General features: G+C 43.1%; 14 protein-coding genes. 10 read left to right on the top strand and 4 right to left on the bottom strand.

Features of this window, described 5'->3' with window-relative positions; genetic code table 11:
* Positions 1-27 precede the first annotated feature (27 nt).
* The 9 genes from SOO65_RS17305 (at position 28) to SOO65_RS17265 (ending at position 11,645) form a co-directional block, all read left to right on the top strand.
* On the top strand, positions 28-1,455 hold the full coding sequence (locus SOO65_RS17305; RefSeq protein WP_321393293.1) for an HD domain-containing protein: 1,428 nt from the start codon (positions 28-30) through the stop codon (positions 1,453-1,455).
* A gap of 117 nt (positions 1,456-1,572) precedes the next feature.
* Complete coding sequence (locus tag SOO65_RS17300; protein WP_321393290.1) at positions 1,573-3,777, top strand: kelch repeat-containing protein; 2,205 nt, start codon at positions 1,573-1,575, stop codon at positions 3,775-3,777.
* Between the two features lie 126 nt (positions 3,778-3,903).
* The gene (locus SOO65_RS17295) at positions 3,904-4,614 is read left to right on the top strand and encodes an ATP-binding cassette domain-containing protein (RefSeq protein ID WP_321393286.1); all 711 of its coding nucleotides are present in this window, start codon (positions 3,904-3,906) and stop codon (positions 4,612-4,614) included.
* Positions 4,602-5,402, top strand: coding sequence for a hypothetical protein (locus tag SOO65_RS17290; protein WP_321393284.1), 801 nt, complete (start codon positions 4,602-4,604; stop codon positions 5,400-5,402). Before SOO65_RS17295 ends, SOO65_RS17290 begins: the two co-directional genes overlap by 13 nt.
* Positions 5,399-6,406 (top strand): murein hydrolase activator EnvC family protein, encoded by a 1,008-nt coding sequence (locus SOO65_RS17285; protein ID WP_321393281.1) that lies wholly within the window; start codon positions 5,399-5,401, stop codon positions 6,404-6,406. Before SOO65_RS17290 ends, SOO65_RS17285 begins: the two co-directional genes overlap by 4 nt.
* Before the next feature lie 27 nt (positions 6,407-6,433).
* A complete protein-coding gene (locus SOO65_RS17280) occupies positions 6,434-7,858 on the top strand; it encodes a S41 family peptidase (protein ID WP_321393278.1) in 1,425 nt (474 codons plus the stop codon).
* Positions 7,858-9,126, top strand: coding sequence for an exodeoxyribonuclease VII large subunit (xseA, locus tag SOO65_RS17275; protein WP_321393275.1), 1,269 nt, complete (start codon positions 7,858-7,860; stop codon positions 9,124-9,126). The genes SOO65_RS17280 and xseA overlap by 1 nt, the downstream gene beginning before the upstream one ends.
* Positions 9,127-9,128: 2 nt before the next feature.
* Positions 9,129-9,971, top strand: a complete 843-nt coding sequence (locus SOO65_RS17270; RefSeq protein WP_321393273.1) for a M23 family metallopeptidase — start codon at positions 9,129-9,131, stop codon at positions 9,969-9,971.
* The gene (locus SOO65_RS17265; RefSeq protein WP_321393270.1) at positions 9,972-11,645 is read left to right on the top strand and encodes a histidine kinase dimerization/phospho-acceptor domain-containing protein; all 1,674 of its coding nucleotides are present in this window, start codon (positions 9,972-9,974) and stop codon (positions 11,643-11,645) included.
* Here the strand turns inward: SOO65_RS17265 and SOO65_RS17260 are convergent, their stop codons facing one another.
* Positions 11,646-12,221: a hypothetical protein gene (locus SOO65_RS17260; RefSeq protein WP_321393267.1), complete on the bottom strand. Its 576-nt coding sequence runs from the start codon at positions 12,219-12,221 to the stop codon at positions 11,646-11,648.
* A 135-nt stretch (positions 12,222-12,356) separates the two neighbouring features.
* On the opposite strand from SOO65_RS17260, the gene SOO65_RS17255 reads away from it, so the two are divergent.
* Positions 12,357-13,250, top strand: a complete 894-nt coding sequence (locus tag SOO65_RS17255) for an acyl-CoA desaturase (protein WP_321393264.1) — start codon at positions 12,357-12,359, stop codon at positions 13,248-13,250.
* A gap of 411 nt (positions 13,251-13,661) precedes the next feature.
* On the opposite strand, the gene SOO65_RS17250 is transcribed toward SOO65_RS17255, so the two are convergent.
* From SOO65_RS17250 to SOO65_RS17240, 3 genes are read right to left on the bottom strand one after another with little or no spacing between them, the layout of a single operon-like run.
* Positions 13,662-14,978, bottom strand: a complete 1,317-nt coding sequence (locus SOO65_RS17250; RefSeq protein ID WP_321393261.1) for a 3'-5' exonuclease — start codon at positions 14,976-14,978, stop codon at positions 13,662-13,664.
* A 41-nt stretch (positions 14,979-15,019) separates the two neighbouring features.
* Positions 15,020-15,400 carry a cytidine deaminase gene (locus SOO65_RS17245; protein ID WP_321393259.1) on the bottom strand — a complete coding sequence of 127 codons (381 nt, stop codon included), beginning with the start codon at positions 15,398-15,400 and terminating at the stop codon, positions 15,020-15,022.
* Complete coding sequence (locus tag SOO65_RS17240) at positions 15,400-16,230, bottom strand: purine-nucleoside phosphorylase (protein WP_407677022.1); 831 nt, start codon at positions 16,228-16,230, stop codon at positions 15,400-15,402. The genes SOO65_RS17245 and SOO65_RS17240 overlap by 1 nt, the downstream gene beginning before the upstream one ends.
* Between the last annotated feature and the right edge of the window lie 6 nt (positions 16,231-16,236).

Below are 16,236 nucleotides of genomic sequence, written 5' to 3'. Positions count from 1 at the left end.
TGGGGCCCTTCTTTATTTTGGGACCACATGGAAGTATCGCTAAAAACCAAAATCGTTTTTGATCCTCTTTACGGCTTTATTCACTTAACAAATCTTGAATGGGAAATCATCCACACTCCTTTCTACCAGCGTCTTCGTTGGATTAAGCAATTGGGTTTCACGTTCTATACGTTCCCTGGAGCCGAGCATTCTCGTTATGGCCACTCAATTGGCGTGATGTTCAATGCTCACAAGATTCTTCAAAGGCTAGGGAAGGCAGTGCCTGAGTCTGATCTCTTCGATGATAAGATTCAATCGCCAGAAAAGGCCTTTCATCAAAGTATTCGTCTTGCGGCCCTCTTGCATGATCTGGGGACATTTATGTTCTCGCATACAACTGAGATGGCCTACATCCGTTACGGTGAAACGACCCATGAGAAAAATGGTAAGGGCCACCCGGATGATCACGAGCACTTGGGTTCATACATCATCAAGAACACTGATTACCCACGTGGGATCACTTATATCCTGAAAAAGTATCGCCTTGATCCTCAGAAGATTTCTAATCTTGTGAAAGGGATTGATCCGAACGTTCTTGCAAACCAGATTCTTCACTCTGAAGTGGATTGCGACCGAATGGATTATCTTCTTCGTGATGCTCATTATTCTGGCATTAAGTACGGGACTTATGACCGTGATTATCTTCTTCATCACTTCCGCGTTGCTGAAGTTAATGGACAAGAAATCGTGGCGATTCACCATAATGCTCTTCACGCTGTTGAAGATTTCTTGATGGCGAGATTCGCCTGGTACTCGCAAGTGGTGCGTTCAGCTCGAGGTGCTCGCTTCGATGCTATCGCTGAAGAACTGACGTTCTACATGCTGGAGAAGGGCAAGATCTATACTTACTCTCAGCTGATGGACTTCATTGCGAATGATCCGGACAAGTTCTATACATTTAATGATCAGTATTTCATGAATCAGGTTCACCACTATTACACAAGTGGTGAGTTCGATAAGAATCCTCGCATCAAGGACCTTGCTTTCAGCCTTCTATTTGGTAAGGCCCCTCGTACTGTGAAGTGTGAAGAGTTTAAACAACGAATTCTTTCTCAAGATGAAGATCAAGTTTATGAGAAGATCGTGAAGAAAGCGGAAGCCAAAATCGAAGAGATCAAAGAAATTCTGAAGAAGAAAGGCACTGATCAAGACTGGATCGTTGAAGATCTTCCTAAGAAAAATATCATCTTCGTTAAGTCTCGCAAGAAGCTTGTGAAGTCTAAGACCTTCGATAATCTTCTGCTTGAAAGAGATCCGGCCAAGATTCTTATGGATAATGGTGACGTGAGACTTTTAGGAGATGTTGAGAACTCAATCATCAGTGATCTTCAAACGAAGTTTAACTTTGTTCCGAATGTGTATTGTTCTGACTCTGCTTACGAGCTCCTAAAAGCAGAAGGAATAATCACTGGTTAAGCTGTTTAAGGTTTAGACACTTCCGAAGTTATTAAGAGTTAGCTGCTCCATCTTAATATGGACTAAAGGCGTTAAGGTTTCTTTAAAGCCTGACTGATTTACGTCGAAAAGTAAGTCATGAACAGGCCTTTGTCCCTATTCTTGTTCCTCCTCTCACTGCAGGTTTCCTGCAACTTTCAGCAAATTAATATCGATCTAGCTGATGGAAAGATTGCTACCAATAATGGGGGAGGAACCGGTAATGCTCCATTAGTTATTCCGCAGAACACCTGGGTGCCAATTCTGGTAGAAGGCCTAGTTGCAGGCCGAGGACTTCATACGACGACTAAACTGAACAATGGAAACATTTTAGTTGCCGGTGGATCCACAGGATTTAATGCCGCTCTTTTTTCAGAACTTTTCGACGTTGCAGCAGGGAAAAACAGAGTCATCGCTGGAACTATTATTGGAAGGATGTGGCATAAATCATTGCTTCTTAATTCAGGTCAGGTCCTCGCTGTTGGTGGAACTGATGTTTCAAGTGCACCAATTAGTTCTTGTGAGCTTTTTGATCCGGCGACAGAGACTTGGGCACTGACAGGTGCAATGAGTTCTGCCCGTACAAATACCGCCATCATTAAATTACAGGACGGAAGAGTTCTGGCCACAGGTGGTAATAATGGAGCTGGCATTCTTAATTCGGTTGAGATCTATGATCCCGTGACAGGATCATGGTCTGCGACTGGAAATTTAAATACTGAGCGTGAAGGTCACGACATCGGAATTTTAAGTGACGGTCGAGTGTTTGTAACTGGCGGTGCTGATAGTACTGGAACTCCACTCAGTAGTGTTGAAGTATTTGATCCTCTAACTGGTGCCTGGACTTTTCTCTCGCCCATGTTGGATTCTCGAGCGGGCCATAGAATGGTTGCTCTCGATAATGGTAAGTTCCTAGTAGTGGGGGGATACGCTTACGGCATGGCCAGTAATACAAGTGCAATTTATGATCCCATTTTAGATGCATGGACCACCGCCGGACAAATTAGCGTAGAGAGAATTGAGTTTACGCTAGAGAAAGGATTGAATGGAAAAGTGTATTTGTTTGGCGGAATGAATGTTAATAGTAATCTAACCGATCACGTTGAAGTTTTTGATCCTGATACAAATCTTTGGACATTCATTCTTCATGATAGTGGAAAACGGCTCTATCACAGCTCAGTACTAATGGGCGATGGAAGAATTCTTTTTTCCGGTGGGGCCACCACGGCGGTACTAAGAGATTCGGTGATTTTTGATCCAGCAGACAACTCATGGGAAATTTATAATCTTCCTTTTTCTGAAAGAGTTTTTTTCAGTTCAACTAAATTGAACGATGGGAGAGTTGTTCATATTGGGGGGCAAGGCCTCGGTTACGTACCTGAAACTCTGATGTACACTCAAGACGTAAATGTATCTCTCATGGGAAACTTTAGGCCCAGTACGGCGATTGGCCATAAACGTATAGGACCTGTCAGCGTAAAATTGAATGACGGCAGAGTTCTTGTTACTGCCGGTCAGAATGATGGTGGTTTACTCAAAACGGCCTTTATTTTCAATCCCACTAATGAATCTTGGACTCAAATACCAGACCTCTCAACAGAAAGACTTAGCTCAACTGCTGTGCTCTTGAATGATGGACGAGTTTTAATTGCTGGTGGTTCAAATGCGGCCTCAACTCGTTTGGCCACTACTGAAATTTATAATCCAACTACGAATACTTGGTCTCCTGCTGCATCTATGAATGAAGCGAGGGCCGTACATTCCATGGTGAAGCTGAATGACGGCAAAGTTTTAGTGGCCGGTGGCCATAATCCTGCGGCCTTTCCAATGGCCCCTATGCGAAATACGTCTGAAATTTATGATCCAGCTATGGACACTTGGACTGCTGTAGGAACTCTAACTGAAGGAAGAGTCTATGCTCAAATGGTTAAATTGAATGATGGACGAGTCATGATTATAGGTGGCCAGGGTAATTCAGGTTATTTAAATAGTGCTGAGATTTTTGATCCTGCGACCAACACATGGACTCTGAGCGCACCTATGGCCCACGCTAGAAATTATCATACTGCTCTAGCTCTTCCAGATGGAAGGGTCATGGTATTGGGTGGGATGGATGGAGCCTCTGCAGCTTTAAACCAAACGGAATTTTTTGATCCTCAAACTGGTGTCTGGACTGCAGGTCCGACTCTTAAATTTCCTCGCTACCAACATACGGCGACATTTCTCAATTCCGGTTACATTTTGATTAGTGGTGGGATGTCTACTAGTGGGCCACTTGCCATCTGGGAAGTCTTTAGACCTTGATTCTTTTGGTCGGTCATTCAGCTGACCCTTCATCTTTACTTTCTTGCTCCAAACTCGGTACAATGTTTGCATAACGTTAATTAGGTTCCATGAGGGAACCTACAAAGTACTAGGCAGGTTTCACGGATGTTAACCGGTCGTCTTCCACAACAAGGGCGAACCCAAGCAGGTTCAACTAATCAGAATTATTTATTTCATCTCGACAATTTGTCGGTGGAGTACGGTTCTGTCAAAGCTCTAAAATCGGTACAGCTCACAATCTATCCAGGTGAAATTCTATTCGTAACTGGCCCTTCTGGTGCCGGAAAGACATCACTTTTAAATGTACTGGGTGGTCACCTTGCGCCTACTTCCGGTAAGGCCATTCTTCCACAAGAGCGTAATTCAAAACACTTTGTATCAACTGTGTTTCAAGATCTGCGCCTTCTTCAGAAGAAGTCTTGTGAAGATAATTTGTGGCTTGCTTACGATAGCTCAATCTACAATTCAAAAAATGATTTCTATAAAGAGATGACGGATCTTGCTCGTCATCTTCAAGTACACGATCATTTGAATCGCAAAATCGAAGATTGCAATGGTGGTTTTAAAAGCAAAGTTGCCATGATCAGAGCACTTTTATCTCGTCCAACTGCGGTTCTCGCGGATGAGCCGACTGCCGCTCTTGATAAAGATAATTCCTACCGACTATTTGAAGTGTTGAATCACTATAATCATAAAAAAGGTCTGACTCTCGTTTGGGCGACTCACAATAAAGAACTTATTAAACAGTTCCCAGGTAAAATCGCTCACCTTGATCAGGGCCGCTTAGTTTATTCGGGACATGCATGTTTTATCTAAAAGAGTTTTTTAAATCTATCGGCGAATCTCCGATTCGTGGTGTGAGCTTTTTATTGTTCTCTTGTCTTCTGGCCATGAGCCTTACTCATCGCTCTTGGATTGCGAACACGATTGAACGTGTGACTCCTGAAAAAATGGTCAACCCATACTTCGTTGCTGTGGTTGATGGAGCAGTGGATGCCGATAAAATCAAAGGTGTACTTGCTCGTTTACCAGGTGTGATGAACATCGATGATAAAGAATCAGATCGCAGTCGTTCAAAACTAAACGGACTCGTGGCGCAGCTTGGTGCTGACTACTCACTTAATTCTGACCTTATGAATTTCAAATCTCTTCGTATTGTGATGAGTCCATCACTTTCAGTGGAGAGTTTGGAGTTTGTTCGAAATCAAGTCGTGAAGATGGGTGGCAAAGAGCACGTAACCGCGACAGAAATTAAATATCCGGAAGTAACATCGGTGATGAAGGCCCATCCTTTTTATAGCTTCCTTGCTAAAGCAGGGGATTGGGGTGTGGTTGCGATCATCGCTCTCTGCTGGATCATTTCTTACTGGCTTTGTTATGATGTTTTCCGTTCTCGCTCATATATCATCGAGAAGTTTCAGCGTAAGAGATTAGTTGCTGCGAAAAGTATTGCGACAGGTCTTATGATTGTTTTAGCTGCGTTCACTGGTCTTGGAATCTGGAATGGCACTCTAAAAGTATTTGATACAATCATTCTATTTATGGTGTTCTCAGTGTTCTGGACGTTCTCAATGCAAGAATGGAGATGGAAACCAACTCTATGAGATTAAGTCTCATCCTCGCACTCACAATCTCAATTAGCGCATCAGCGGCGGTCAGACGCCCAACTGATGAACTTGCTCGTTACCGCACTGAAGTGATGGAAATGGGCGCTCGTCTATCGACTCTCGAAAAAGAGATCGGTTCGAAGAACAATTTATATCTTTCAAGCATTGAGCAAATCAAACAGTTTGAAGGCGATATTAAGCTTTATCGAGAGGCCCTAAAGAAGAAGCAAGTAGAAGTCCTCTCTGCTCAGGCCGAAAACAAACGCATTCTTAAGAACTATCTTCTTGAGAGTGAGAATGAAACCACTGAGCCGTGGCAGCGAAAGGTCCATTTGGAACTTTTAAAGCAGGCGCAAAACAAACTTAAAAACAAAGAAACTGAACTCGCTTCTTTCAACGCAAAAGTCGCAGAGTTTGATGTGAAGCTTGTTGATCTTCGTAAAAATGAAGAAGAATTGAGCCAGGTGATTCAAGAGCTTGAAGCACGTAAAAAGACCGCCATGGATTCTTATCTCACGAAAGTGGAGAAGAAGAAGAAAATGGAGAGCGTGGTTCAGGTGAAGAAGCTTGAAAAGCGCATCGCTGTTGTGAAGAAAGAGCTAAGTGTTGCTCCAGTCATCGAGAAGAAGCCGGATCGGTTCTTTCACAGGCCTGTTGATGATTATCTTAGTTTCACTGCCAGTCCAAAGGGCGTGACCTTTAAATACCAATCTGCTCAGCCAGTGAAAGCTGTGGGCGGGGGGAAAGTGGTGTTTGCAGGTGATCTCGCTGCTTACGGACAGGTGGTTCTCATTGATCACGGTAATGACCTTAGAACAGTTCTTCTCGGAAAGATGAACGTCAGAGTGAAAAAGAATGATTCTGTTCATGACGGAGACATTCTTGCTTACACTCTTAACGACACAGCGGAGCCTCAAAATCTCTACTTCGAAGTTCGTAAGAAAAACACGGCACAGAACACTATTTTGTGGTTAGAGCAGTCGGGAGTGAGTAAAATCTAAGACGTATATCAAGTCTTAGGAGTACTCATGTCTCGTCTTGCAAATATTGCATTCCTGTCTGCTTTTTTAGTTTCTCCGGTCATCGCTCGCGAAGAAAAAAAGGCCGCACCAGCTCCCGCTCCAAAAATTTCAGAAAACCGTTCACGCTTTGAACAGTTGGAACTTTTTAATAAAGTTCTTCACCTGATTGAAACTCAATACTACCGTCCAGTATCAACTGAGATCCTGGTGGAAGGAGCACTCAAAGGGATGATGGAGACACTTGATCCACACTCGGCCTTCTTAAATAAAGACTTCTTTGAAAAAATGCAAAATGATACTGCCGGAGAGTTCGGTGGTCTAGGACTTGAAGTAACTCAGAAAGAAGGCGTGATCTACATCATTACTCCAATCGATGATACTCCTGCATTCAGAGCGGGAATTAAACCAAAAGATAAACTAGTTGAAATCAACAACGAACCAATCGTTGGTATGACTCTAGAGCAGGCCATTGAAAAAATGCGCGGTAAAGTAGGTGAGAAGATTCACCTGGGAATCGTGCGTGAAGGTGAGGAGAGTGTTAAGCACTTCACCCTTACTCGTGAAATCATCAAAGTGAAGCCGGTTAAATCTGAGCTTATTCAAGATCGCTATGCTTATATTCGTTTGACTCAGTTCCAGAAACGTTCAGCTGAATCAGTTGAATCAGCAATGAAAGAACTCAAGGCAAAATCGAAGAACGGGCTTCATGGTATCATCCTCGATCTTCGTTCGAATCCGGGTGGTCTACTTGATCAGGCGGTTGATGTCTCTTCTCTATTCTTAAAAGAAGGTATCGTGGTTTCAACTGAGGCACGTGATCCTCAGAACAAAGATATTCGTTACGTTAAGAAATCTGGTTTCAAAGATCTGACAACTCCGATGGTGGTACTGATTAACGGTGCTTCAGCTTCGGCCTCTGAAATCGTTGCCGGTGCTCTTCAGGACTATCAACGCGGGATTATCATGGGCTCACAATCCTTTGGTAAAGGCTCAGTTCAAACGGTTGCTCAGCTTGATAAGTATACAGGTGTGAAACTTACAATCGCTCAGTACATGACTCCGAAGAATCGTAAGATCCAAGCGGTAGGTATCAAGCCGGATGTTCAGATCGAAGAAATGAGCCAGGCCGATTTTGAGAAGAGCCTGAAGGATGATCGTTACATCCGTGAAAAAGATCTTAAGAACCATCTGACGGCTACAATCGAAACTCCGGAAGAGAAGGCTCACCGTGAGGCCAATGAGCGTAAAGAACGTGCTGAGCGTATCAAGGCCATGACGGCGAAGAAAACCGCGAAGAAAAACGGTGAAGCTAAAGAAGAAGATCTATTCAAAACATATCAACCAGCAGAAGACTATCAAGTACTTCAGGCCGTTCGTTACTTACAAGGCTTTGGTGTATTTGAGACCTTCTTAAAGACGTCTACTAAGTAATGATGGGATTTGATGCGGCCTCGGTCTCTGACCTTGTGTCCTCCATTAAAGATGTATTAGAAGAACAGTTCCAGGAAGTAATGGTTCAGGGAGAGGTGACAAATCTCTCCCCATCAGGTGCGGGCCACTGGTACTTCACACTATCTGATGAGAATGCCGCTCTCTCTTGTGCTCTTTTCAAGGGCGACGCCCTCAGAAATCCTCTTATTCGAAATTTAAAAGACGGTGACAAGATTGTCATCGTTGGACCAATTAGTGTTTATCAGAAGCGTGGTTCCTTCCAGCTTCTGGCGAAAAGAATTTTTCCTGCGGGTGAAGGCCAGCTAAAGCTTCAATATGAACGCTTAAAAGCAAAGCTTTCTCAGGAAGGTTTTTTTGACATAGAAAAGAAAAAAGAAATTCCAAAATTTCCAAAGCGCATAGCAGTTATTACTGCTGAACACGGTGCCGCTCTTCAGGATTTCCTGAATGTGATGAATCGTCGTTCACTGTGGATGGATATTCTGATTGTTCCGGCCCTGGTTCAGGGTGACGGAGCTCCAAGATCTTTGGTGTCTGCTCTAAAGAAGGCCCAGGCGATCTCTGATGTTGATGTGATCGTGATGACTCGTGGGGGAGGAAGCATGGAAGACCTTTGGGGCTTCAATGATGAGAATCTCGTGCGTGCGATTCATGATTGCCCGATTCCAGTGATAAGTGCCGTTGGCCACCAGGTGGACTTCACTCTTTGTGATTATGTGGCCGACCACCGTTCGGAAACTCCAACTGCGGCGGCGGAAACTCTCTCTCAACCACAAACTGAATTGAAAGCTCGTCTTACTTTCTGCCAGACACATTTGAAGTCTGATCTATTTAAGCTTTATCAACACGTGCAGCTCATGACTCAGAAGTTTCATCCGAAAGAACTTCTCGCGCTGATGAAGGAAAAGATCCAGGACGCTCATATGAGACTTAAGTCCATTCATCTTTCTGAGCGTGCGTCGGAACTGATTGGTCTTCCTGAAGCTGAACAGCGCTTAGATGAGGCGGAGCTTAAGCTTCTTCATAATATGCAGATGAAGAGCGCGACTTTAACTGAAAAACTAAATCGTTTTGAACATGTACTGGAGGCGCTGAATCCTTCAAAAGTATTAGGGCGCGGTTATTCTTACGTTACGACGAAAGAGGGAACTGTCCTTACTTCACTTAAGGATTACTCAAAAGCAACTTCAGGCTCAAAAATTGAAATACAATTCCACGATGGAAAAGGTCTAGCGATAAAGGAATAATCATGAAATACATCTCTCTCACTCTTTTGGCCCCATTCCTCTTAAGCTGTGCAATTGCTAAAAATCCAGTATCTCGTGAAGAAACCATTCACCCAGGTGAGGTGAAGTGGCTTGAATTTAAAACGACTGACGTTGGTGTAAAGCTTTTCTGTAAAGGACAAGAAGTAAAAGTTGAGGCCCATAAAGATAAGGCCCAGGCCATTGTGATTGAGAGTTACTTTTCAGACCTTCAGCCTTTTACCTGTAGCCTAAAATCTAACGATCAGGTCCTGGAAGAAGTTTTCTTCAAGGTCGTTGAGAAAGAATATAAGGCAGAAAAGTTAAAAGTGGATTCAAAGAGAATCGCCTTATCTCCAAAAAATCAGAAACGCGCGGATGCTGAACAATTAGTTTTGAATAAAATTTATGCTTCATCAGAGCCTAGATTTCTTTTTACGAAAGCTTTCCAAGAACCAATGAACAGTGTGGTCACCAGTGTGTATGGAACTAAACGCGTTTACAACAATGTGAAGAAGGGCCAACACTTAGGAACTGACTATCGAGCGGCGATTGGGGACAAAGTACCTGCTGCCAATGCTGGTAAAGTCGTATTCGCAGGCGACCTTTTCTATACCGGCTGGACCGTGATTATCGATCACGGGATGGATGTGTTTACGGTTTATGGGCACTGCTCAAAAACTCTTGTTAAAGAGGGCGATATGGTGGAAAGAGGCCAATTAATCGCGCTTTCTGGAAATACTGGAAGAACTTCTGGACCTCATCTTCATTGGGGTGTAAAAATTCAGGGCCAGTATGTGGACGGCTTCGTTCTTATTGATGAGACGAAAAAAGCTTTTAAAGAGTAAATGCAATCACACTCAGGACTTCTGCAATTTAGAGTAGACCCAATGTTGTCGCCGGATCTTCGGCGCTCGATTGATTCTATCCTGACTGGGCTTAAGGACGCTGAGAGGGCCGACTCTTTGACCGCTCCACTTTCTCTAAAAAAACTCACTGTAGATTTTGTTTCTGAAAGTTCACTTCATACATTAAAACCAGGACCAGAGTTTCGCATCTGTGTCCTGGATAGTAACCAAGGTCTTTTTAGCTTTGGCCAGAATCTGGATGAATCTCATGTTCATGCGGTCCTGGATGATAGTCTCGATTTAAAACAAATCGAGCGCCTGATCGCTCCGAGACTTCAGGCACTTGTGAAAGTGAAGGAAGAGTCCTTTGTCACTCTGGGGATGAAAAACATCCGCAAGTTTGAAACTCGTGCTCGTAAAATCACTCAGAATGCTTTTACTTCAGAAGACCTTTTAAACTATGCGCAGGCACTCGTAGATCTTGAGAAAGATCTGATTCAGGCCGATGATTTAGGAAAGCTTGAGAAAGTTTTAAAACAATTTACCAAAGTAAATATTGAACGCTCTAAGTTTCAGTTCTTCTCTTCAGGGGAACTCGCTGAAGTAACTCCGAGTGAGAACTTTCTTTTATTGCCACCGTTTAAAGGTGTGTTCATTGCCATCGAGATGAATTGGAATGATGAAGATCACTTCCGTCTCTTTAAGCGTTTGTTCTTCTTCTATACGTTAGTTAACTTTTTCAGATCCCAGCAGAACATTGAAGACCCTTTCTTTGATGAGAAGCTATGGGAGAGTGTCCTTGATAGTATTCCATTCCCGGTAGCACTTCTGTCAGAGAAAGCGGAAGTCCACCAGCATAATACTTTGTTTGCAAAACTTGGATTTGCTCCAAGTGGGTGTCTTAAGCTAAAGCTTCGTGAAAAGATCCTCATCAACGACATTCCTTATAATGTTTATCGCAAAGACGTTTTCCATCTGGATGAGAAAAAGATCCTCTTCGTGTTCTTCACGGAAAGTTTCTTCCTGAAAGGGGACGGTAACCTTACGCCGTCTGGTCAGGAGCTAGGTATCATCAGTTCGAGTATCGCCCACGAGTTGAATAATCCTATTGCCGGTATTCAAGCGGCCCTGAGTCTTCTGCTGTTAGATGAATCTCTGAATCAAGAGGCAGAGCAAACTCTGACTGAAATGAAGAACGGAGCGATTCGTTGTAAGCAATTAATTGAGACCTTCCTTGGTTTCTCTCGCGCGAATCCTAGTAAGCTTCAGATTTATGAATCGACCATGAGTCCGATTGAGATCTGTTACCAACAGGCACAGAACCTGCTTCGTTTCCGAACGGTTGAAAGTGGTATCCGTTTTAACTTTGAATCCATTAAACACGCTGACTTTAAGGCCCAGGTGAACCTGAGTCTTTTAACGATGACGTTTTACCTGATCTTGGGTGAACTCATGACTCTTTATTCTCACCAGCTTCTGGTGGCGAATAAGAACCAAATTGAAAAAGTGATTAAGGGTGAGATTGTTGAGTCTTCTCAAGAGATTCAGATTCAGCTCCATGAGCTTAATATTTCAAATCTGGGCCTTTCTAAGCTTATTCAGAATCTTCTGACGATTGAGAATTTCGTACTTCAGGTTTCGGATTACTCGCTGCGCTTTATCTACAACCCGTAATCACTCAGTAACAATCATTTCCTTGCCAGCGCAATTACCAACCGTGATGATCCCCGGTTTGATTTTTTCTAGTTTTTCTTCCGCTGTATCAACCGAGGTACGGAAGTACTGAGTTCTTTCGATGTTGAAAGTGAGATTAAGTGAATTGAATTTTATATAGAAACGTTCTTCCGCAAAAGTATCATCGTAGCCGGTCCTTGTCTCTTTAAGCACTCTTTTAGTGGTCTTCGAATTTAAATTGTATTCAGCACTAATGAGTGTGCTTCTATCTAATTCAATGCCTTTTCTAAGAATCCCTTTCACATCAAATCCATAAAAGTTCTGGGTCATCTTAGAGATGCCTTCATTCGAGGTCCATTTTTCGGAAGTAAAAAAGATCTTTTGCGATTCATAACTTTCCGAGTCCAATAGGTCACACTCGTAACCAACAATGGTCTTTGAGTTTTTGGCCGTAAGAGGAGAGGTTGAGCTTTTAGCGGTCTCTTTCTTAATCAAAGTGCGACGGGCATCCACCTCGTTGCAAGATGATAGTGAGAGAAGTCCTAAAAGGCCCAGAATCGTCGTTAAAAGCTTCATGGGCCTATTATCAATGGTATTTAGAGGAACATAAGTGCCTTTGTAGGAAATCCTTGGGCCGTCTAAGGTTTTGACACCTCTGTAAATGTCGTCTCCCATCGGTATATCTTGATTTAATGGGCCTATAATCCGGGAATGGACAAACAAACAATACGCCTGGTTTTTATTCATCTATTGGTCTTAAACGTCATCTGGACGGGAACCTCTGCGACGGCCCTTTACCTCACGCTTTTCTTCTTCGTGTGGAGAGGTTTGTTTTTATCCATTTCTTATCACCGCTATTTTTCTCACAGAAGTTTTAAAACCACGCGTGGCTTTCAGTTCTTCCTGGCCCTGGCCGGAAACATCTGTATGCAGCGAGGTGCTCTTTGGTGGGCGGCCCATCACCGTATGCACCACCAGTATTCTGATACCGAAAAGGATCCTCATTCTCCGATTGCTCACAGCTTTTTCACTTCCCACATTGGTTGGGCGATGGAGAAGAAATCTTTTATTACTGATTACTCTCGTATCAAAGACTGGGAGAAATTCCCTGAGCTTAAGTTTTTAAATGAGAAGAGTGATGCGATTCACGGAATATTTGCGCTCTTTTTATTTTTATTAGGCGAAGGTCTTCGCTACTTTAAACCAGAACTTGGAACAAATGGTTTTCAGTTTCTGGTATGGGTCTATTTAATTGGTGGTCTTTGTCACCTTCACACGATCTTCCTGGTGAATTCTTGGGGCCACCTTCATGGTGATCGGCCCTATGATTTTCCGGCGAGAGAAGGTCGTGATAATAGTCACAACAACGCCTGGCTTGCCTGGCTCACATTTGGTGAGGGCTGGCACTATAATCATCACTGCTTTCCATTCTCTGCGACGACTGGAATTCTTAAAGGTCAGTTTGATGCTTCGTTTGTCGTGATCAAACTCTTTGAGAAAATGGGACTCGTTTGGGACGTGAAAGTTCCTTCAAAAGAAGTCATTGATAATCTGAAGCCGGCCCTTTCTCAACAGGAACCTGGCACCATTTCGACCTTGAATTAAGCCAAGGTTAGTTGATATAAATTATTGAAAGGTAGTTTCTACTTCCGCCAGCGAAAGCAACCTGGCACCTTTTGGACATTGAATTGACTCAGATTTTTTTGATACAATCTTGAAACATGACAGGTGGAGGAGTGAGTCACCACCCCTCCTAAATCTGATTAGATTATTCTAAGTATTACAGCAAGCTGCAATAAAAGGATAATCACTACCAGAACCCTGATCATGTCTTCCATAACAAATCCTTTTCGTAAAAAAAGGCCCCCTTCATTGGGGGTCATGGAAGTTTCCAGGCTATAAGCTTCATGCAAATTACCTGGAATATTTTGAAAGATTTAAATAGTCGGAATGAAAAGAAATACAGGACAGGGAGTAATTAAAATTACTCCCTAAGAATGAAAAAAATCTGTGATTTTAAAGATGTTTAGTAGGGAAGTTGTAACGATCTACTTCTGTTTCTGAAAGCTTTTCGATCTTTTCCAGATAGTGCTTCTTCTCATCTTTGATGTCCGCAATTCGAAGCGGCAGATACACTTGCGGTTCATTTGCCAGTGAGTCATGGAAGAGACTCAAGAAAATGTCACGAATGTCATTCTGAATAAAGGCCTTCTTCTTGCCCTTCTGTTGAGTCTCAAAGCGTCCCACCTGTCCAAGAAGGAACTGGTGAAGTTTCTTTTTGTGAGAAGGAAACTTAAAGATCAGCTGCGAATACGGCGAGAAATTTAAAAACGAATACACAATGAACTGACCACTGATCAAATGTGGAGTCACCACAAAGTCATGCTCATCCATTAAACGAGGAGCGGGCGGAAGTTTGTGTTTCTTTTTAAGATACTCAATCGATTTCTTGCGATAGGTCTCAGGGATCTTTACGAAGTTCGCGTTCATAAAGAACAGACCTTCGATGAAAGGGCCACATAGACGAATATGAATTTGGCTCCAACGGAAGTCACCCAGGTACGTCTTCAGATCTTCCACTTCATCTTTCGGAGATTTAATCGGAAGAATCGTAAGGATCACACCATTGTCACCTTTAACCGTGAGAACACATGGATTAGAAATCTGGGCCAGGGTCTCATAGACCTTATCGAGACTTTCCGGAGTTTCAATAATCGCACGATCTAACTCGAACTTATTACGAGGGTAATAAAGTTGATTAATCTTACGGATGTTCTTACTTTCAAAAATATCGAGGTATTTTAAAAGGAGAAGTCCGGTTGCACGAGCATCTTCAATCGCACGGTGGGCCTGTGAGTGGTGAATGCCAAAGATTTGCGACATATATTGAAGATTAGAACTCATGATGTCTGGGATCATGTACTTGGTCATGATGTTGGTACAGATCACCTTGTTATCAAGGGTCGGACGTTGAAGCTTCTTCAGAACGCCATTTAAAAACGGAATATCAAATGATGTATTGTGGGCCACGAGAATTGAATCTCCGATAAACTCAACAATCTCATCAATCACTTCTTCAATTTTAGGGGAGTGCTCAACATCGGCCTTGCGAATACCAGTAAGTTTCTGAACGAAATCCGGAATTTCCTTCTGAGGATTCACCAGAAAAGAACGGTCCTCAGTAATCTTTCGATTCTCAATGCGGACCATTCCGATTTCGATGATTTTTTCTGTTTCAGGATTTCCCCCGGTTGTTTCGAGATCGATAACAACGAAATTGAGGGAACTTAATAACTCTTTAGACGACTCGTAGGTCTTTTCTTTGTCTTGCATGTAATAAATGAGACATTCGCCTCATCCCTATATTTTATAGTTTAATCTAAGTGTTCCGGAGTGAAGGCATTAGGAAGAAATTCTTTGAACTTCTTCGTCGTCTCAACTCCAGCTTCATTTCCTAAGGTAATTTCTAAGCTTGGGTCAGCGAACTCCGAGATGACCTGAAGGCAAAGACCACAAGGTGGCCAGCCGTCTTTAGTATAAACATAGATGCGCTTTAACTTCATATGACCGTCAGAAACTGCTTTCCAGATGGCCACACGTTCAGCACAAACCGTTCCACCGTAGCTTGCGTTCTCAATATTGCAGCCTTGGTAAACTTTCCCGTCGGTTGTCTCAATCGCGGCACCAACTTTTGCAGTTGAATACGGTGAGTAGGCGCGGGTAGATGCATCTAGTGCTTTATCTCGTAGACTCATTAAACTTTTCCCATTCTTTTTAACTCACCTATAGTTTCAGTTAAAACGGTGGCAAATCCAACCATGGCCTTTTCTGCCACTTTTTTAACGTCTGCGTGACTTAATTTTTCCTCTTTGATCCCTGCTGCGTAGTTAGTAATACAAGCAACACCTACAACTTTAAGCCCTAGGTGATTAGCGGCGATCACTTCTGGAACCGTACTCATGCCAACCAGGTCAGCACCGATGATTCTCATCATGCGGATTTCTGCCGGAGTTTCATACGTCGGACCTAAAACAGAGCAGTAAACTCCGTCTTTGATTTCCACATGGTGAGTTTTTGCAACAGCATGAAGAACATCGCGCATTTCTTTATCATAAGCGTTACCCATGTCCGGGAATCGAGGGCCAAGTTCAGCGATATTTGGTCCAACCAGTGGGTTACGACCTGAAAGGTTGATGTGGTCAGTGATGGCCACAAGATCGCCAGGGTGGAAATTAGGATTGATACCGCCTGAAGCGTTCGTTAGGAAAACTGTTTCAACACCCAAAGCAGCAAGAGTTCTTACTGGAAGAACAATTTCTTCACCAGCATAGCCTTCGTAAGCATGAAGACGACCTTGAAGGGCCGCAACCGTTACTCCATGAACTTCACCGATGATAAGGGCACCGGAGTGACCTTCAACCGATGTGCGTTTGAAGTGAGGGATGTCCTGGTAAGGAATAACTGTCTTGTTTTGAATCTGATCAATATAAATTCCAAGACCGGAACCAAGAACGATACCGATCTTTGGTTTTTTGTTATTGATCTTGGAAAGAATGTACTGTGAGGCCTCAACAATTTTCGTCATCGACAT

The sequence above is a fragment of the Peredibacter starrii genome (assembly GCF_034259205.1).
Lineage (GTDB): Bacteria > Bdellovibrionota > Bacteriovoracia > Bacteriovoracales > Bacteriovoracaceae > Peredibacter > Peredibacter starrii.
Note: the sequence above shows the minus strand (reverse complement) of the source record. Positions and strands in the feature narration are given on the sequence as shown.

Coding starts and splice junctions, on each gene's coding strand:
- SOO65_RS17305 (WP_321393293.1), top strand. CDS start 28: ATGGAAGTATCGCTAAAAACCAAAATCGTTTTTGATCCTCTTTACGGC.
- SOO65_RS17300 (WP_321393290.1), top strand. CDS start 1,573: ATGAACAGGCCTTTGTCCCTATTCTTGTTCCTCCTCTCACTGCAGGTT.
- SOO65_RS17295 (WP_321393286.1), top strand. CDS start 3,904: ATGTTAACCGGTCGTCTTCCACAACAAGGGCGAACCCAAGCAGGTTCA.
- SOO65_RS17290 (WP_321393284.1), top strand. CDS start 4,602: ATGTTTTATCTAAAAGAGTTTTTTAAATCTATCGGCGAATCTCCGATT.
- SOO65_RS17285 (WP_321393281.1), top strand. CDS start 5,399: ATGAGATTAAGTCTCATCCTCGCACTCACAATCTCAATTAGCGCATCA.
- SOO65_RS17280 (WP_321393278.1), top strand. CDS start 6,434: ATGTCTCGTCTTGCAAATATTGCATTCCTGTCTGCTTTTTTAGTTTCT.
- xseA (WP_321393275.1), top strand. CDS start 7,858: ATGATGGGATTTGATGCGGCCTCGGTCTCTGACCTTGTGTCCTCCATT.
- SOO65_RS17270 (WP_321393273.1), top strand. CDS start 9,129: ATGAAATACATCTCTCTCACTCTTTTGGCCCCATTCCTCTTAAGCTGT.
- SOO65_RS17265 (WP_321393270.1), top strand. CDS start 9,972: ATGCAATCACACTCAGGACTTCTGCAATTTAGAGTAGACCCAATGTTG.
- SOO65_RS17260 (WP_321393267.1), bottom strand. CDS start 12,221: ATGAAGCTTTTAACGACGATTCTGGGCCTTTTAGGACTTCTCTCACTA.
- SOO65_RS17255 (WP_321393264.1), top strand. CDS start 12,357: ATGGACAAACAAACAATACGCCTGGTTTTTATTCATCTATTGGTCTTA.
- SOO65_RS17250 (WP_321393261.1), bottom strand. CDS start 14,978: ATGCAAGACAAAGAAAAGACCTACGAGTCGTCTAAAGAGTTATTAAGT.
- SOO65_RS17245 (WP_321393259.1), bottom strand. CDS start 15,400: ATGAGTCTACGAGATAAAGCACTAGATGCATCTACCCGCGCCTACTCA.
- SOO65_RS17240 (WP_407677022.1), bottom strand. CDS start 16,230: ATGACGAAAATTGTTGAGGCCTCACAGTACATTCTTTCCAAGATCAAT.